Source organism: Rhizobium sp. 16-488-2b (assembly GCF_017741815.1).
In the GTDB taxonomy this organism is placed as follows: domain Bacteria; phylum Pseudomonadota; class Alphaproteobacteria; order Rhizobiales; family Rhizobiaceae; genus Rhizobium.
Map to the genome: position 1 here is coordinate 71,800 of NZ_JAGHMF010000027.1, position 18,503 is coordinate 90,302.

Consider the following 18,503-nt stretch of genomic DNA (forward strand, 5'->3'; position numbering starts at 1 on the left):
CAGTGAAAAAATGACTTCTTCTGCAATGCCAGATCCTGCGATGTTTTGAGTTCACATTCGCGAAAACCGCGTTTTCTCACGACGATGAAACTTGCATGCTCCAGATGAATTTTTCCGCCCTGAAGCGTTCAGGCGCGATCAGACCGCGTACAGCATGCTTCTCATGTAGATGGGGGAAGCATGCTAGCCGCGTCGATGGCCATTGCACCTCGTGCGTTCCGTTTTTACGCTACTTGTATTTGAAGAATTCATTCAACGGCGCATTCCGATGGACCAAATTCAAGCGCACTCCGGGCATCAATGCAGTTCTAGATCTCCTTCCTCTACTCCTTTGATGTTGTCACACACCCACACAATGTCGGCATCTTCCTCAGAAGTCGAAACAATAGCGTGCGCCATCATGCTATCAAAATATATGCTGTCACCGGCTTCCATTTTGAGAGGTGCGTACAAGTCGGAATAAAATGTGACGGTTCCGCTCACGACGAAGATGAAAACTTCTCCCTCGTGCGAGATGAGCGTTTTGAAATCCGAGATTTTCCTCGCCTTGACCTTTGTACGAAACGGCAGGACCCGCTTTTTCGATATGTCGGAGGCAAGTGCGTGATGTATATAATGCTTACTGGACAAAGCAGGCCCTTCGCCGCTTTTTGTATAGCTCCTTCGTCCTGCGCCCGCCTGCACCGGTGTTGAACTGAACAAGGCGCCGATCTCAAGTGAAAAGCCGGCAGCCAACTTTTGCAGGATATCGAAGGTAGGGGACATCACACCATTCTCTATCTTCGAGAGCGTGGAGCGTGCGACTTTTGTCTCATTGCTCACTTCCTGGAGCGTCAGCCCGCGCTCAAGCCGCAAATCACGAAGCTTCTGGCCAAGTTCTTGGCGACCATCGGAAGATAAATTTTCCGACATCCCTGAGCTTTGCAATAGCGTGATCTTCGTCTGCTTTGTCGCTCGCATTACTTTCCTACCTTCAAATCGACTTCAAGTACCATCGGCATACTCTGTTTCGAATTTCATACGGCGCGAACGACTGTGGCGTCAAGGAGCGCGGGGAATGAGTTTCCTATAGGAAACAAATGTCATAAATTTGAGAAAAAGTGCTTGACCGGTAGGCATCAAAGTGAGACAAACTGCCCGACAAGCTCGGAGAACGGCCAGTACGGTCGGAAAGTCGCTCAAAGAAACGACAGTCATCCGAGCATTAAAAGAGGGTGATCAATTGCGTGGATCTCAATAACGTCGTGTCATAATCGAAAGCGTTCAGATTTTAGACCAGATGTTGTCTCGCCTGGCAGCAAGTCTAAATTGAATCGTGGGCGCGCGGCGTGAGGGTTTACGTGGCTTAACGTCGAGATTGGGCGAATCGCGCAGAATATTACCTTGAAACGAAACCTGTTGTGAATCGGATGCAATCGCACGCCGACGCTTTAGCATGGGAATTCTAATGGCATGGATGGTGCAATTCTTTATCTTGGCGGGAACCAAAGCGCCGTATTGCCACCGACGGGGTGCCCGGACGTGATGGCGGCGACTGACAACGTTCTCATCCGGCTGTCTTCCTTGAGTAAGCATTACGGAAGCCACACGGTTCTTGACGGTATAGATCTCGAAGTGCGTTCGGGTGAAGTTCTCGCGATCATCGGACCGAGCGGTTCCGGGAAAAGCACGCTACTGCGCTGTATCAACTATCTCGAGCCGCCAGATGGCGGTACGATCTCTATCGGTGCAATGACGATTGACGCTGCGCGGCCCGTTGCACGCGCGGAGCTTTCTGGCCTTCGCCGGCGTGTCGGCATGGTTTTCCAGTCGTTCAATCTCTTTCCGCACATGTCGGTCCTGCGAAATGTAAGCTTGGCGCAAGAGCGCGTGCTTGGCCGCAGCCGCAGGGAAGCCGACGAGCGATCAATGCAGCTTCTCAAGCGCGTGGGCCTCGCCGATAAGGCGGAACAGTTTCCCGTCCGGTGTTCCGGCGGCCAGCAGCAGCGTATCGCTATTGCCCGTTCGCTCGCGCTCGATCCGGAAATCATGCTGTTCGACGAGCCGACATCGGCTCTCGACCCCGAGCTCGGCCTTGAGGTTCTCGCCGTAATGCGCGAGCTGGCCGAAAGCGGCATGACAATGATCGTCGTTACCCACGAGATGAGCTTTGCCGAGAACGTTTCCGACACGGTCATGATCATGGCCGACGGTCATATCGTAGAAAAAGGACCGTCGAAGGAGGTCATGCGCAATCCGCAACAGGAGCGGACGAAGCGCTTTCTCCGCGCGGTACACGATCGATGAGCGTGGCAGAGTTTCTTCCCCTCCTCCGGGGTCTAACCTGGACGATCGCGCTGACGGCAGGAGCCTTTCTAATCGGGGCCGTGCTCGGCATCCCGCTGCTTGTAGCACGCCAGAGCAAATTCTTGCCGCTGCGGGCGCTCGCGATGGTCCTAATCCAGGTCGTGCGAGCCATACCGCCTATTCTCTGGCTCTTCATCATCTTCTTCGGTCTTGGCATGAGCGTGACGCCGATAAGCCCTTTCCATGCCGCTCTTATGGGGCTTGGGCTGATTGCAGCCGCGAACATGGCGGAGATATATCGGGGCGCGGTCGCGTCCGTCCATCACGGACAGTGGGAGGCCGCCTCAGCACTCGATCTTGGCCACTGGTCGGTCTTCCGCGACATCATCGCACCCCAGGCATTCCGCGTCGCGCTGCCGTCGGCGGCGAGCTATCTCATCGGCCTCATGAAGGAGACGGCAGTCGCCTCCGCCATCGGCGTGTCGGAGCTCGCCTACCAAGGCAACCAGCTTTCGCAGCTCACCTATCGAGGCCTTGAAGTGTTCGCAGTGGTCGGGCTCTTTTACGTGCTTCTGAGCCTTCCAATCGCATGGCTCTCGCGCATGGCCGATGGCTATCTCCAGGCAAGGGTGGCGCGCTGATGTTTCCGACTTACGACGAAATCTCCACTTGGCTGCCTCATCTCCTTGGCGGGCTCTCGATCAGCCTGCAGGTAACGGCACTCAGTCTTCTTATCGGCATTCCGTTTGGTCTGGTTCTGGCGCTCGGCGTGCTGGCCAGGAACCGCGCGCTGAAGGGCCTCAGTCTCTTTCTTGTCGAGATCGGCCGCGGTGCGCCCGCGTTGGTGCTCCTTCAGTTCATCTATTTCGGCTTGCCAACGACCGGGGTGACGCTTGGCTCTTATGCCGCCGCGGTGATCGCGCTCGCTTGGAACACCGGCGCATATACCAGTGAGATCATTCGTGCCAGCTTGCAATCCGTCGCCCATGGCCAGCGGGAGGCGGCGGTCGCCCTCGGTCTCAACCGGCTCGACGAACTGCGCTACGTGCTCCTGCCGCAGGGCCTGCGTGTGGCACTTCCTGCATTGCTCGGTTTCTCGATCCTTATTTTCCAAGGTACGTCGCTCTGCTTCACCATCGCACTGCCGGAGCTGGTGAGCCGTGCCTACGAGATCGGCTCGACGACCTTCCGCTATTTCCCGGCTCTGCTTTCAGCTGGCGCACTCTATGCCTGCATTTCCATCCCCGCCGCCCTCTTCGTCAGTCACGTCGAGAAGCGTGCGGGACTTTACGCCCACCGTTGAACCTCAACTGAAAGGATACCTGCATGACCATCGTATCGACCACCAAGCAGATTCTTCTAACCGGCATTGCCGGGTTCCTGATCTCGTCCTCTCTTGCGTCCGCGCAAGATTGCACGCCGAAGCACCAGTTCGCGACAGTTGAAGCCGGAACGCTGACGGTCGCGGTTACCACCTATGCCCCGCATTCCTTCATCGATGACAGTGGGGCCATGAAGGGCATCGATGGCGACATCGCCGCGGAGTTTGCCAAGCGCGAATGCCTGAAGGTCAAGGCCGTCGCCGTCGATCCCGCCGCTGCCATCCAATATGTGCTCTCCGGCCAGGCCGATATCACAACTGGCGACTGGTATCGCACGGCAGAGCGCGCGAAGGTCATGAGCCTCTCCGCACCGCTCTACACCGACCAGATGGGCATCTACTCAAAGGAAGACTTCAAGAAGGTCTCGGATCTTGAAGGCAAGCAGGTCGGCACGGTGCAGGGCTATCTTTGGGTCGCAGACCTGAAGACCCTGCTTGGCGACTCCCTGAAACTCTACCCGAATTCGGTCAACATGCAGCAGGACCTCAAGTCCGGCCGGATCGATGTGGCCGTCGACGGCTATTCGACCGGCGTGGTTGCCGCGCAGAAAGGTGCGCTCGGTGATATCAAGGTCAATGTCGCGACCTCCGATGATCGCGTGAAGGCGAGCAAGGAAGCAGCGCAGGCGGCCTTCCCTTATTCGCTGAAAGCCAAGGAACTGGGCGTCGCGCTTGATGCCGGGATCGCCGAGATGCATGCGGATGGCACGATCGTCACCATCCTGAAGTCCTATGGACTGGACGGTACCGCAGCAGAGACCGGTGCCCCGCGCCTCGTCGAGTAAGCATTTTATCAGCGGGGGAGTTCGCTCCCCCGCTTTTCAGCTTAAATGGAAATCGGAGACAATAAAGATGACTGTCTATACGGTCACGCGCAAAACGCAGTCCTGGTACGGTGAGCAAATCGGCATCTTGATCCTGGATGCAGCCTATCCTTGTGTGCCAGGAAACGTTGGCAACGCAACCACTTATGACTACCCCGTCCGCTTCCAGGAAGTGCGCGGCGCCTCCATCGACCGGCTGCTGAACCAGCGCGATCCGGCGTTGAAAGAGGTCTTTATCGAAGCGGCCGTCGAATTGCAGAACCGCGGCGTGAAGGCTATCACCGGCGCCTGCGGCTTCATGGCCTATTTCCAGGAGGAGGTCGCGGCAGCGGTCGATATTCCGGTCTTTCTGTCCAGCTTGATGCAGATCCCGTTCATGCATGCGCTGTGCGGAGGCCGCGTCGGCGTCATTACTGCCAATGCCTCGCGGCTGACGCCGCGCCATTTCGCGGCCTGCAATGTTGCTGATTTCATTCCGTTGGCGGTTTCGGGCATGGAAGATCAGACGGAATTTCGAGAGGCCATCCTTGAAGAGCGCGGCACACTGGATTCTGCCGCAATTGAGCGTGAGGTGACAGCCGTTGCGCGCAAGCTGGTCGCCGATAACCCGGACGTAAAATCGATTCTACTCGAATGCAGTGACCTACCGCCATATGCACACGCAGTGCAGTCTGCAACCGGACGGCCGGTCTTCGACTTCATTACAATGATCAACTATGTACAGAGTTGTACCGCACGCCGTCCCTATTTCGGAAGCATTTAGGGTGCCAGACAGCAGTTTTTGGAGTTCAAGGTAGCTATTAGCTGTTACCGTTTTCAAACTGGAGGGTGATTTCCAGAGATTGGCTGAATTGTCTCCAGACTCAGCAGAAAGTAGCAGGCCAGGAATGCTCTCTCCACTGGAGAAAGCGTGCCTTCGTTGGCTTTTGCGAGGCAGAACAATTGATGAGATGGTCGTTCTAGTTGGCAGATCAAAACACGAGATTGAAACGTGTATTGCCAATGCGGTTAAGGCTGTTGGTGCAACTTCCATTGAAAATGCACTACATATACTCGCCACGAGGAAGCGTCGTGACCTTTGAGTAAATTCGAGGTCGACAAGTCTTTTCGGTCGGAATTGCTCTCCATGACTTAGTGATGTTGGATGAACCCGGGCAACCATTCTGGCCTAGCGTCTTAGCGGCACCCCACTCTGACAGAATCGCGATTAGGTCAGATTGGGGTGCCTCCATGCCGTTTTAAACCACGTCTTTCGACGATCATCTTGAGCTACCTGGCGCTGACCGGCTAGGGGTCGGAACAAGAGCAGTTCGAAATCGTACCAGGCCTTTATCAACCAAAGACAGCCACGGCAGATTTGATGGTGATGCCGCCGCTTCGACTACGGCGCATTTGGCGGCCGGTAGCAGCATGGAAGACCTGCTGCAATTGCGGTGCGGGAGGAACGCGTGATCAGAGGGTTTTCGTGCTTTCCTTGCCGCTTCGGCTTTTCCGCACTCCTTGGCCGATAACAACGCGCTGGGACAAGCGGAACCCGATTTCATGGAAATACAGGTCGGCAAGTTCCGGGCTGATGCGATGAAAGACGCCTGCAATGGTTCGCCGGATCCGGGCATTGAACCCCTCGGCTGAATTGACGTGGACGGCATCCCGTACATATTCGCGGCTGGAGTGGTTGACCGTCTCGTGTACGGCAAAGCTTTCCCCTATGGCCACGAACGCCTTTGCCTCGTCGCTCATCAAATGCGCTCGAAGTTCAACTTGTGTTGCAACTGCTCGTACAGCAGCACGCAATGAAAGGCCCGTAACGACAGTGGCACGGGCATCGCCCGCAATGGAACCTGGGGTGAGGTCTGCCGGTCGCTGCACAATCGCAATGACCGGCGTCTTCTCCGTCTTTATCTGCCCCCCTTGCGGCCTCTTCCAGGAGGCGGATCATCGGGATGCTTTCTGGGTCTGCCGCCGAGATAGAAATGGTCGACTTCCACCGTGCCGTCGAGCATGTGCTCGCGCGCCACCATGAGCCGCAGTGCATGACCGATCCGCCAGGCGGTCGGTTGGCTAACGCCAAGGGTCTCGGCGAGACGGACCGAGGATAGGCCTTTATCCGACTGCAACAACAGCCACATTGCTTTGAGCCAGGTGCGCAACGGAAGCTTCGTGGCATGCAAGGGCGTATGCGTTGTCACGGTGAACTGCAAGCGGCAATCACCGCTGGAGCATTGGTAGAGGCCAGGCCGACGTAAACTGACGAACCTGGTCAGCGACCCAAGCCCGAAAAGCCCTGACCTTAGGATGGTCCTGATTGCCAATCCGATAGACAAGGTCATAGCCCCATTCTACCTCAAGCGTCGCCTGCGGGAAGAGAGGCAGGAGACGCCCGGCAACAAGGTCTTCAGCAACAAGAACACTCCGCCCAAGTACCACGCCCACGCCACGGACCGCCGCCTCGATCGACATGCTACCATGGCTATAGCCCGGGCTTCGCATGACCGGATAAGGCAACTGCATCACGGCGAACCATCGTTCCCATGTCGTGGTCATGCCGATCTCGTGGATCAGTTGGCACTTCGCCAGGTCTTCGACCCGATCCAACCCTCCCATCTTCTCCCGGTATTCCGGAGAGCAGACGGGCGAGACAACCTCATTCATGATGCGCTCGGCCGATGCGAAGGGATATTGCCCGTTGCCATAGCGGAGCGCCACGTCGACATGGCCAGAGGCAAAGTCGACGGGGTTGTCTGTAACTTCCACGTGAACGTCCAAATCGGGATGGTCTCCAATCAGCCGATGAAGCCGCGGCATGAGCCATTTGCTTGCGAAGGACACGCCGCAACTGACCACCAGTCGGCTCCTATCGTTCCTGCGCCTGATGTCTTCGGACTCACGTGATAGTTCTGACAGGACTCGCGTGACGGTGCTGAAGAAAGATTGGCCCGCTTCAGTAAGCTCGATCCTGCGGGTCAGGCGGCGGAAGAGGGGGACGCCGACGTGGTCCTCGAGTGCTTTTATCTGGCGGCTGACCGCTCCATGCGTCAAATGCAGTTCCTCGGCCGCGAGCGTCATGCTGAGCCGCCTTCCCGTAGCCTCGAACGCGCGCAGTGTCTGGAGCGGGGGAAGAATGTCGGCCATGGCATCCCAGGCGTGAGCCGCTCTCACGCATCCCGTGAGAGCAAATGGTTTGTCGAAAGATTACACCGCATCTTACACATGCTGCGAACGCACGCCAAATTCAAGTCTCGTTCGGGACCTGTCTGCAGCCTGGTCAAGCAGAACTTGGGAAACGCCATTATCGACATCTTCACGGTTGCGGACACCGACACGCGAGATCTCCATCATTCCCGTCAAAGAACCCACCGAGTTTCAGACATTTGTAGCCAAGCAGGCGGATGTGAACCCTTCGTGTGCTTGGCGGCTCACAAGGGAAAAGTCGCGGTGGGCTCCCGCAAAAATCAAACTTCTACTGCCGCCCCGGCAAAGCCGGGGGAACTCTCACGTTCGCTTAGGAATATGTTATCCAGCTGCGGCTAAAATCATCTAATGTCTTTGCTCTGCTCCTTGATGATTGTGATTGGAATCGGATTGCTTGTTGCGGCCGTGCCGTCCCTGTCTTCTATTTTACGCACGTTGAACCAGGGTCGGATGCGCCGGGGCTGGTACAGCCTGCGGGCGCTTATCTTTCTATTCCTCATAGGCTATGCCTGTTTTGGCGTTCTCGCGGTTAACTCGCGAGCAGCAATGACGGAGTTGGTTGTTTCGACCATTTTGATGGCCGGCGGCGCCTTTGTTTTGATTGTGTCGCGTCTGTCCGATTTCACCACCAAGGATATCGTGCGGATCGCCGCTCTTGAACGCGACGTCATGCGCGATCCGTTGACCGGCGCATTCAACCGACGCTATCTCGACCACAAGCTCGACGAAGAAATCAACAGGTCCCGACGCTTAAGCCGGCCGCTCTCGGCGTTGATCCTGGACCTCGATCACTTCAAGCATATCAACGACACCTACGGACATCCGACCGGTGATGAGCTTCTACGGCACGTTTGTATGTTGATCGACAGCCATCTCCAGACAATGGGAACGGTCGTTCGCTATGGCGGTGAGGAGTTTGTCGTGGTCGCGCCTGATCACGACATCAATGCTGCCGATGCTCTCGGCAACAGGATGCTGCGCCATATCGCAGATCGGCCACTAATTTTATCGGACGGAACTAAGCTTACCGTGACCGCAAGCGTAGGCGCGGCCGAGTTCGACCACAATGATACGCCCGCGGAACTGCTCTTGAGAGCCGATGAAGCGCTATACGTGGCGAAGCGGAACGGCCGCAACCAGCTTCGGACCGCGACTCGAAGACAAGTCGTAACAGCGGCCCTAGAGCCCCCGCTTTGTCCTTTTCCTAGAGGACCTGACGGTCTCGCCACCATGGATGAGAGATCGAGGCAGCAGTTTTAGTGCATCATAAATGCGGTGCAGATGCCCCTCGCTTGAACCGATTAACGAGGGCGTGGTGACGATTTAACGATTTGGGATTCCCGGGGCGGACCAAATCAGGTTCAAGGCTAGTTTTGAAGATTGGCCATGGATTGCGATGCGCTTCGGGATGATCGGTGGGAACAGATCAAAAGATTTGTGCCCGGCGGCACGAAAGGCAAGCGCAGTCCGCGCACGAACAACCGTCGATTCCTGGACGCGCTGTTGTGGATCGCCCGCTCCGGTGGTCGCTGGCGTGATCTGCCAGAACGGCTCGGCCATTACCGCTAGGTGAAACGACGTTATTACCGCTGGATCGAAATGGGCGTCCTTGACGAGATGCTTTCGGTTTTGGCCCGCGAAGCCGACCTCGAACGGCTGATGATCGACAGTACCGTCGTGTGGGCGCATCAGCATGCGGCAGGCGCGCGCAAAGTCAAAGGGGGCAGATGCCCAGGGCCTGGGTCGGTCTCGGGGCGGGTTGAGCACCAAAATCCACGCCGCCACCGAGGCGCTCGGGCTTCCAGTCCGTTTGATCGCCAGCCCGGGGCAGCGCAACGACATCGCCTTTGCCCATGATCTCGTCGAGGGCTTCGACGCCGACGCCACCATCCCCGACAAGGGATATGACGCAGATCATCTCGTCGACAGGGCCGACAAGGCCGGAATTGACGTCGTCATCCCACCCAAGCGCAAAGTCCTGCGCCCTTACGACGCCGATCTCGACAAGGAGCGCAACAAGACCGAACGCTTCTTCAACAAGCTTAAACAGTTTTGGCGCGTTGCAACCTGCCGATTCCGATGAAGCCGCCCCATTGTTCCGAGATGATTGCGCCCCCGGATTCCGGGATGATCTCGCCCCCCGTTTCAGGGGTCTGCAGGCAATAATTGTTGTCAGTTCGTTCGAGTGATGTGTCAAGCTTTGCGCGGCAGATTTCGTCGTAGGCTTTCTCCGCTGAGTTCGATGCGGTGGGCATTGTGGACGAGACGATCCAGGATGGCGTCGGCATAGGTGGGATCACCGATGACACCGTGCCAGGCGGATACGGGGAGTTGGCTGGTGATGATCGTCGAGCGCCGGCCGTAACGGTCCTCGAGGATTTCAAGCAGATCGTGACGGGCCTGTTCGTTGAGTGGCTCGAGGCCCCAATCGTCCAGGATCAGGAGCTGAACGTGGCCCAGGGTGCGTTGTAGGCGAGCGTATCTACCGTCGCCGCGGGCGAGCGCGAGCTGGGCAAAGAGCCTTGGGACACGCTGATAGAGAACAGAACGGTCGTCACGGCAAGCCTTGTGGCCAAGGGCACATGCCAACCAGCTCTTTCCGACACCCGAGGGACCGCAGATAGCGAGATTGTCGTGAGCGCCGATCCAGTCGCCCCCGAGCAGTTTCATGAAGAGCGCACGGTCGAGACCGCGTTCGGCGCGATAATCGACATCTTCCGGGGTGGCCTGATGACGAAGCTTGGCGAACCTAAGACGCGCCGCAAGCTTGCGGTCGTAACGGGAGCTCCATTCCCGCTCGAGCAGCAGTCCGAGCCATTCGGCATGAGAGAGATGTTCGGCCTCGCCGTTGGCGACGAGTTCGCCGAAGGCTTTGGCCATGCCGGCCAGGCCCATGGCGTTCAGTCTATCAAGTGTTGGATGAGCAAGCATTCTTCGTTCTCCTTAGTGGTAATAGCGAGGTCCGCGGATGTTCTCGTGGTGGATCGGTTCGTGCGAGGCGGCTCCTTTCGTGTCCGCTGTTCGGTCGAGGCGATTGTCGAGGATGGAGCGCACCGAGCCATAGGTCCGGGCCCCGATCTCCAGCGCGCGGGCGCAGGCTGCATTGACCCTGTCGCGGCCGAAGCTCTTGTTAAGGCGGATAATGCCGAGGCAGGCGCGAAAGCCCTGCTCGGGATGCGGCCGGTCGGCAAGGATGCGCTCGCACAACAGCTCGACATCCGGCCCCATGGCAGAGGCTTCGCGCCGAATGCGTTCGATCGTCCAGTCGGCAAACCGACGATGCGCCGAGGGCATATGATCGGGGATGGTCGTGTGCTTGCCGTTGCCGCTCGAGCGGCGGTGCGCGGCAATCCGCTCGCCCTTGTGGAATATCTCGATCGTATTGGCGGTGATGCGCGCCTCGACCTGCTCGCGGGCGAAGCGATAGGGAACGGAGTAATAATGCCGTTCGATCTCGACGTGGTAATCCAGTCCAGCGCGCCGGATACGCCATTCGGCGAAGACATAGCGCTCGACAGGCAATGGCCGCAGAGCCGGACGATCGAGTTCCTCAAACAATTGACGCCGCGTGCAATTGACCCGACGCAAGACCCTGATGTCGTTGAGGTCACGGAGCAATTCCATGATCGCGGCATTGACCTCGGCGAGACTGTAAAAGACGCGATGGCGCAGCCGGCCCAGCAGCCAGCGCTCGACGATACGAACCGCGGCCTCCACTTTCGCCTTGTCGCGCGGCCGCCGCGGCCGTGTCGGAAGGACCGCGCTCCCGTAGTGCGCCGCCATGGCACAATAGGTCCTGTTGACCTGAGGATCGAAGTGGCAGGCCTTGATGATCGCCACCTTGGCATTGTCAGGGACCAGAAGGGCCGGCGAACCGCCGAAGAACTCCAGCGCCTGAACATGGCATTCGATCCAGTCCGGAAGCGTCTCTGTCCAGCGCGCCTGCGCATAAGACAGGCTGGACGCTCCCAAAACCGCGACGAACAGGTGCGCCTGCCGCGTCTTGCCCGACAGCCGATCAACGACGACTGTAACCGTGTCGCCCGCATAATCGACGAACAGCTTGTCGCCGCTTGCATGCTCCTGCCGCATCGTCACTGGCAGCTTCAGTGCCCAGCCGCGGTAAAGGTCACAATACCGGCTGTAGCGATACCCGTCCGGATAGCGGCCGATATATTCGTCCCAGAGGATTTGTAGTGTCACGTGCTTGCGCTTGAGCTCGCGATGGACCTCGGCCCAGTTCGGCTCGGGGGCCCGGCGATGACCCGTCTTCGTCCCGGCCGCCTTGTAGAGCGCCGCCTCCAGGACGGCATCGCTCACGTCGTCATCCAACGGCCACGAAAGCCCCGCAGCCGTCGCTCGCCGCAGGGTCTCGCGCACCGTCGACGGTGCTGCCCCGACCCGAACCGCGATCGATTTGTGGCCCAGTCCTTGCTCGGCTCGATATCTCAGTATCTCGCGGACACGCCGCATCTCTAGTCTCTCCGCAGGCATACCGTTCCTTCCTCGTCACCATCGACGGAAGGAACTTCACACCGGCAGAACACCCACGCCACACCCCGTCCGAAGGGGGCGGCATCATCTCGGAACGAGGGGGCGACTAATTCTCGGAATCGGGGGGCGAGATCATTTCGGAATCAGGGGGCGGATTGCCTCGGAATTTGCATTGCAACCAGATACGACAAGCTCGTCGCCAACTTCATGGGCTTCGTCAAACTCGCCGCTATCGCAATCTGGCTCTAATAGTTAAATCTTCACTGCGGATCGGAAGCATGCCTTCAAGGATACGCAGGCGCAGCTTCGCTTGGACGAAGACCCCTATCTCGTCGTGACCGGCAATTTCCTTCAGCAGGGTGGCTTCAACGCGACAAGCAACTAAGCAAGTGCCACTGCGGCAATTGCTCCATAATGCCGCAATAGCCACGAGCGCCAGTCGTTTGACAAAAGCAACCTGTTGCCTCCGTTCTCAACGTCGTTCACCTATGTCTAGCTGTTTGTTCTGGGTTTTGAGCCAGTTTTTAAGATTCTATCCAAATTGCGCAGGCAACTTCGGCCGCGTTTCGGTGTCAGCATCCTTTGTTAACTTCTCGCCACGCCTTAATGGCTCCGGTTCTTCGAGCAATGTCTCGATGCGCTGGCTGAGCTTCGGCGCCGCTGCCGAACTCGTCGCTCCACGAATGAATTGTGGCGCTTTCCCCGATGCCCATAAATGCACGACGTCTTGATGCTGCTCTCGAGGGGCAGCCGGGCGGGCTTGCTTCCAACGACTGAGGTAAATGCATGATCTCGAGCAGCCTGCTGGTTATTGGCATGCGAGCGGTCGACGCAATCGGGTTGTCGATCATGCAGGCCGGAGCACTGAAATGAGCGGCACCGGCATGAGCACGTTGTTGAAGATCGTCTTCAGGCCGAAGGTGAAGCGGAAAACACGCCATACGCTGGCGTCGCGGGCGCTGCGGCTTGCGGCACTGCGTATCGCGCTGGTCTGCGCCTGTGCCGGCGGCGTGTCCTATTTCATCAATCATTCCGCGCTTGAGCGCTCGTTGCGCTCGCAGCTCTCCTTTTCGACCGAGCAGGCTCTGCAGCGCGAGTCGCTGCCCTTCCGCGAAGTGAAGGACCTCCAAAAGAATTTCCTTGCCGAATTCAGCAGGATCTACGCGATACCGGAAGCCCGGCAATCCTTGGCACGGAATTTCGATGATATTTTCTATCGCCACGAGGACGGATCCTACACCCAGCGTCCCGGATTGTTTGAAGGCGAGCCTTTGCCCGACGGGCGCAGATTTCCCAACATGTCGGCGACCTACGCGCCCGACGTGACGCCGGATGAGGACGTGAAAACGCGGTTTGCGCTGTCTTACCTGCTCTCTTACCAATTCGGTTCTGCCACCAAGGGCCGCCTCTTCAATTTCTACGGCGTGGTTCCGGAAAAAGGCTTCCCGATTTATCAGGCTGCCGACATCGCCAAGGTTTTCAAATATGAAGGCCCGGATGCACTGAAGCTCGAGACTTTCGAATTTTTCTCCCGCGGCTTCGGGGGGCCTCAAAACGATACGTTCTTTACGCGCATCTATTGGGATCCCTCCAACAATGCATGGATGACGACGATCGCGACGCCCGGTGCGCCAGACGTTTCAGGCAAGCATCGCATCATGGCCTGCGTCGACGTGCTGCTCGACGATCTGATGAAACGAACTGCAAATCCGACGCTGCCGGGCGCACGCGCGACGATCTTTGCGGCCGATGATCAGGGAACCCTGATCTTCGACGGCAAATACGCCGATGCGATCACCGCCAGCGCCGGCGAAGCCTCGATTTCCTCCCTTGAAATTGCCGACTACCAGCCATTGCTGAAGGCAAGCCGGTCGATCGGAGCGGGTTCGGTGTCGCTCGTCGACAGCGCCAGCGAAATTACCGCGGTCGGCCGGATTCCGGATACGCCCTGGGTGCTTGCCGTCCACTATCCGAAATCTCTCATGCGGCCCGCCGTCCTCACCAATCTCGGGATCGTCATCGCGCTCGGGCTGCTTACCCTGTTCGTCGAACTCTTCATCCTCCGTTCGATCCTGCAAAAGCAGGTCGCCGAACCGCTGGTGCGATTGATCCACGCCACGCAGCTGGTCGGCCGCTCCGGCGTTACCGTTGCCAACGACGCCCTGCCCACGCACTCCGACGACGAGATCGGCGAGCTTGCCCGCGATTTTGCGTCGATGGCCGCGCGCGTTCACGCAGCCCATGAAGCGCTTGAGGGAAAGATACGGGATCGAACGTCAGAGCTGGAGCGGCTCAATCAGAAGCTCGTGACCATCAGCCAGACGGACGAGATGACGGGCGTCGCCAACCGCCGCCGCTTCGACGCCGTTCTCGCAAGCGAACTCGCAGCGTTTGGGCAAGGTCAGGACCTGCTGATGCTTGCCATGGTGGATGCCGATTGGTTCAAAGGCTACAACGACCGATACGGCCATCCGGCGGGAGACGCCTGCCTGAAGGAAATCGCCGGGGTGCTGGAACGCAATACGCGCAGCCAGCAGGATCTCGTTGCCCGCTATGGCGGAGAGGAATTCGCCATCATTGCGCGGATCGCCTCAGCCAGGAACGCGCCTGCCATCGGACAGGCTCTGTGTTCGGCAATGGCGGCCGTCAAGCTGCCGCATGAGGGATCGCCTTTCGGGCACGTGACGCTCAGCGTCGGCATTGCGCTGGCGGCGCCGGATGAGAATATCTCTCCGGAAGCGCTTTTGCTCGAAGCCGATCGCGCGCTCTATCGCGCCAAGCAGGCAGGGCGAAATCAAGCCGTCGTTGCCGACACACAGATGCAGCAGCTGGACGCCTGAAGCATATCGCGAAAAGTGTGCGGCGGCTTTTGCGGCAACCACACGGGAAAGATCGCGGTCCGCTTTAGAAAATTCTAGGCTGTGGTGACAATTTAATCATTTGAGCCAGAGCATGATGGCGGCGATCTTGATGAATCCCATGAAGTTGGGCGGCGATTTTGTCGTAGCGCGTTGCGATTCGGCGCCATTGCTTGAGCTTTGCAAAGAAGCTCTCGACGCCCCAGCGGGCCTTATAGGCGATGCGGTCGTAGCAGTGCTGATATTTTCGATGACGGCGCGGTGGAATGACCGGTTCGCTACCCTGTTCAAGGATAATGTCATGCAGGCTATCGGCGCCATAGGCGCGGTCGGTGAGCACATGCTTGGCCGACAGCCCCCTGACGACGTCGCAGGCAGAAGCCAGATCGTACTGCTGGCCGGGTCCAGGTGAAAGCGCACCGGCAGGCCGAGCTGCATCCAGTGCGGATATCCAGTGGCTGCGCCCTCTATCCTAAAGCTGCAACATTTCGGCTTATCTGCTACCCAGCTACTAGCTGATTAAATACGAGTTTACGATTGACCCCAATTTTGGGTCTGATCGAAAAGGCGGGTGACGCCAGGGCTGGCAGGATGTCGGATTTCGATACGATTGAGGCAGATGCCCAGTCGATGTCTCCCTTCTACGCCATCGAGGACACGTTGCCAGCTTACTCTCCCAACGACCATACGAGTTCTTGCCCGCAATAACTCCGCTGGAGGCTGCGCCAGATTCCATGAAGTATGCTCAACATTGAGATCGAACGCTGAAGCTGTAAGCGGCGCTGGTGCGAGAAATAACAAAACCATCTATCTTCGTAATTCAGGAAGTATATCAAAAATGCCAAATATCGTATCTTTTCCCAGCGTCAGGTTCCAACAGACTTCATTCCCTCAACTTCAGGAGGCACGGGACCAGATGGTCGAGATCTTCGCTAAGCTCGAAGAGATCCGTTTGGCCATGGCATCTCTGTCCCAAGGGGGGGATTTCTCACGAGATAGGGAGGTCTCGCACGAAGAGCTGAAGTTCGATGGGGCGAGAGATCGGCCTGCAATCGTGGCGATCTGTCTTTCGGATGACGGAGCATAAGATGGTCGGATCGGCAACGCCAGTAAGCGAACAAAACCGGTCCATGGGGCGGTATATCCGGTCGATCGGCCGTCAGTACGTCAATACTGTTGCAGTCGCGGTGTTGCTGGTCGGAGCCACATGCATGACGGTGCTGGTGGCGCTTGATCGTCACTCTTTGCAGGAGGACATAAGCTTTCTAACCAGCAATCAGTTCATAAGATTTCAACAGCTTGCCAACCAGACCCGAGCTCTGATGCGCGCTTCTGTGGATGTCCAGTTGCCTGAATACATTGTCGACGGAATGCGTGACGATATTTTGCAGGCGATCGGGGAGATACGTTCAGTAGGCGCCCGCTTGGACACGCTGCACGATGAGATCAACGAAAATTATCTTGGACAAATCCTGCCGCAGGATGAGGAATTCGAGCGTCTACGACAGGATCTAAATGCTTCGGCAAACGGATTTCTCGAGCGCGCCGAGAGGATCGCCAAGGCTGATTCTCAAGAGCGCCGGGATCGCTATACGTTCTGGGGAGCGATAGACTTCGCCGCCTCCTCGGACAGCATGCTGATGCGCGGTCTTGGCGACCTCAGCCGGCGGGTTCGTGAAAGAAGCTCGCTCAGCACCCATAACGCCAAGCTTGCAGTAGTGAGCCTTCTTTCACTCATTGCAGCGACCGTTCTTCTCACCGCCATTCTGGTATTCCGTCCCCTTTTGCAAAAGCGGCGCACAGAACATCGCCGAACCGTGAACTACCAATGCAAGCTGTCCCGAATTGCGAGCATGGACGATCTAACTGGACTCGGCAATCGCGCCTACTTTAACTCGGCCATGGCGCGTCTATTCGCAGGCGTTGAAGCCAAGCAATCGGGCTTCTCGCTGCTATTGGTAGATCTCGACCATTTCAAGAGTATCAATGACAGCCTTGGTCATGCCGCCGGCGACGCGGTTTTACGGCATGTCGCCGAAGCGCTGCGCCAGACTATTCGGTCTGGTGACATCGCGGCGCGTCTGGGTGGGGACGAGTTTGCAATACTCCTCTCCGGCGTGACAGATGCATCGTTGCTGGCCACGATTGCCGAGCGCGTCCGGCAGGCTATCGCAGCTGATATACCTTTCGACGGGCGCCTTTTGCGGACTTCGGCATCTGTCGGAGGTGCTATTGCGCCAACGCACGCGAACGATGAAAAATCCCTCCTTCAAGCGGTCGATGTTGCCTTGTATTCGGCTGAACGTGAGGGTGGAGCGGCCGTTATTTTTGACGAGGCTGCGCTTGCCAAGCGCCTTGAGCGCACGCAACTTGTGAGCGCTCTTGGCGTTGCCGCTGATCGCGATGAGTTTGTCGTGCACTACCAGCCCAAAGTCGATCTTGTTACGGGAGCTCATATTGGATTCGAGGCGTTGGTGCGATGGCAACATCCCAGCCTCGGACTATTGCCCCCCGGGCGCTTTCTGAAGTTGATGGAGGGGACCGAGCTTATGAGAGGCATGACGCGAGGCGTGATTTCGGCGGTCGGTCGCGACCTCAATGCCTGGAAACGGGCCGGGCTGGCCCCAGGTACAATCGCCATCAATATGCCTGAGCTGCTTCTTCTCTCGGAGGAAGGGTACAACATCTTCGCCGAAGTCGTTCGAGCGAATTCTCTTGAATGGAGCGACTTTGCAGTCGAGATCACCGAGGATGTATTTCTCAACCGAAACTCACAACAGATACTTAGTTCCGTCGAGGCTTTTCGTCGGCGTGGGGTCTCCGTTTCCCTCGACGACTTTGGTACCGGATTTGCTTCTCTTGTACACCTGCGGGACTTTCCGTTCGATGAATTGAAGATCGACCGGAGCTTCGTTTCGGGGATCGAAACGGATCCGCGCTCAGCACAGATCATTCGTGCAATCGTGGACCTGTCGCGCAATCTCGGGAAACGATGTGTTGCTGAGGGTATCGAAACGGATGCGCAGCAGCGTTTCCTGCTCACGGTCGGCTGCGAACTGGGACAGGGCTACCTGTTCGGTAAGCCGGCACCGGCCGCAATGGCAACCTCCCATATCCCGGCGGTTCGCACGGTACAGCTTATGAAATCGGTCTGGGCGGAACTCAGCATCGTCGGGAGCGCACATTAAAGACGCTCCGAGGCCATAGAAGGAGAACAAATTTGGTAAGGAATCTAGAGCATTTCCGGTGAACTCCGGTTCACCGGAAATGCTCTAGTTGTGAGCTGTTTTTGCCGCATTATCCGACGACGAAGCGACTTCGCTTCGGCTGGAAATGCCCTAGCATCTTTCTGCGGGCGGTAACGTCACTGCTGCTTGCACTACCGTCAAATCGTGCACACGTCCGGAACGTAGGGCAGTCGACATCGTTCACTTTTGGATTTCCAAGAGCGAGGTGACAGCGCTCGAT

At 57.7% G+C, this 18,503-nt stretch carries 12 protein-coding genes and 3 pseudogenes; 9 read left to right on the forward strand and 6 right to left on the reverse strand.

Translation table 11 applies throughout. The annotated features are described in order from the left end of the window. Window positions 1–297: 297 nt before the first annotated feature. Window positions 298–960 carry a helix-turn-helix domain-containing protein gene (locus J5286_RS21620; RefSeq protein WP_142843390.1) on the reverse strand — a complete coding sequence of 221 codons (663 nt, stop codon included), beginning with the start codon at window positions 958–960 and terminating at the stop codon, window positions 298–300. Between the two features lie 564 nt (window positions 961–1,524). Here J5286_RS21620 and J5286_RS21625 point away from each other — a divergent pair. From J5286_RS21625 to J5286_RS21645, 5 genes are all read left to right on the forward strand, one after another. After that, window positions 1,525–2,286: an amino acid ABC transporter ATP-binding protein gene (locus J5286_RS21625; protein WP_142843414.1), complete on the forward strand. Its 762-nt coding sequence runs from the start codon at window positions 1,525–1,527 to the stop codon at window positions 2,284–2,286. Beyond that, on the forward strand, window positions 2,283–2,927 hold the full coding sequence (locus J5286_RS21630; protein WP_142843391.1) for an amino acid ABC transporter permease: 645 nt from the start codon (window positions 2,283–2,285) through the stop codon (window positions 2,925–2,927). Before J5286_RS21625 ends, J5286_RS21630 begins: the two co-directional genes overlap by 4 nt. Next, the gene (locus J5286_RS21635) at window positions 2,927–3,589 is read left to right on the forward strand and encodes an amino acid ABC transporter permease (protein ID WP_142843392.1); all 663 of its coding nucleotides are present in this window, start codon (window positions 2,927–2,929) and stop codon (window positions 3,587–3,589) included. Before J5286_RS21630 ends, J5286_RS21635 begins: the two co-directional genes overlap by 1 nt. 23 nt (window positions 3,590–3,612) lie before the next feature. Next, entirely contained in the window at window positions 3,613–4,452 is an 840-nt protein-coding gene (locus J5286_RS21640) for a substrate-binding periplasmic protein (protein WP_142843393.1), read from the forward strand. Between the two features lie 67 nt (window positions 4,453–4,519). Continuing rightward, window positions 4,520–5,254, forward strand: a complete 735-nt coding sequence (locus tag J5286_RS21645; RefSeq protein WP_142843394.1) for an aspartate/glutamate racemase family protein — start codon at window positions 4,520–4,522, stop codon at window positions 5,252–5,254. A 569-nt stretch (window positions 5,255–5,823) separates the two neighbouring features. On the opposite strand, the pseudogene J5286_RS21650 reads toward J5286_RS21645, so the two are convergent. Together J5286_RS21650 and gcvA are read right to left on the reverse strand one after the other, a co-directional pair. After that, a pseudogene (locus tag J5286_RS21650) lies at window positions 5,824–6,731 on the reverse strand (IS1595 family transposase); the annotation flags it as partial. After that, window positions 6,700–7,623, reverse strand: a complete 924-nt coding sequence (gcvA, locus tag J5286_RS21655) for a transcriptional regulator GcvA (protein ID WP_142843396.1) — start codon at window positions 7,621–7,623, stop codon at window positions 6,700–6,702. The pseudogene J5286_RS21650 and the gene gcvA, both read right to left, overlap by 32 nt. A 636-nt stretch (window positions 7,624–8,259) precedes the next feature. Between gcvA and J5286_RS21660 the strand changes: the two genes are divergently transcribed. Both J5286_RS21660 and J5286_RS21665 read left to right on the forward strand, forming a co-directional pair. Then, entirely contained in the window at window positions 8,260–8,943 is a 684-nt protein-coding gene (locus J5286_RS21660; RefSeq protein ID WP_269835163.1) for a GGDEF domain-containing protein, read from the forward strand. 126 nt (window positions 8,944–9,069) lie between these two features. Further along, a pseudogene (locus tag J5286_RS21665) lies at window positions 9,070–9,751 on the forward strand (IS5 family transposase); the annotation flags it as partial. 125 nt (window positions 9,752–9,876) lie between these two features. On the opposite strand, the gene istB reads toward J5286_RS21665, so the two are convergent. Next, window positions 9,877–10,614: an IS21-like element helper ATPase IstB gene (istB, locus tag J5286_RS21670; protein ID WP_126924644.1), complete on the reverse strand. Its 738-nt coding sequence runs from the start codon at window positions 10,612–10,614 to the stop codon at window positions 9,877–9,879. Window positions 10,615–10,626: 12 nt separating this feature from the next. After that, the gene (gene istA / locus J5286_RS21675) at window positions 10,627–12,156 is read right to left on the reverse strand and encodes an IS21 family transposase (protein ID WP_142843251.1); all 1,530 of its coding nucleotides are present in this window, start codon (window positions 12,154–12,156) and stop codon (window positions 10,627–10,629) included. 890 nt (window positions 12,157–13,046) lie between these two features. Between istA and J5286_RS21680 the strand changes: the two genes are divergently transcribed. Then, entirely contained in the window at window positions 13,047–15,017 is a 1,971-nt protein-coding gene (locus J5286_RS21680; RefSeq protein WP_142843253.1) for a diguanylate cyclase, read from the forward strand. 96 nt (window positions 15,018–15,113) lie between these two features. Here the strand turns inward: J5286_RS21680 and J5286_RS21685 are convergent. Then, window positions 15,114–15,467, reverse strand: a pseudogene (locus J5286_RS21685) (IS5 family transposase); the annotation flags it as partial. Window positions 15,468–16,123: 656 nt separating this feature from the next. Between J5286_RS21685 and J5286_RS21690 the strand changes: the two are divergent. Beyond that, window positions 16,124–18,223 carry a putative bifunctional diguanylate cyclase/phosphodiesterase gene (locus J5286_RS21690; protein ID WP_142843254.1) on the forward strand — a complete coding sequence of 700 codons (2,100 nt, stop codon included), beginning with the start codon at window positions 16,124–16,126 and terminating at the stop codon, window positions 18,221–18,223. The last annotated feature ends 280 nt before the right edge of the window (window positions 18,224–18,503 follow it).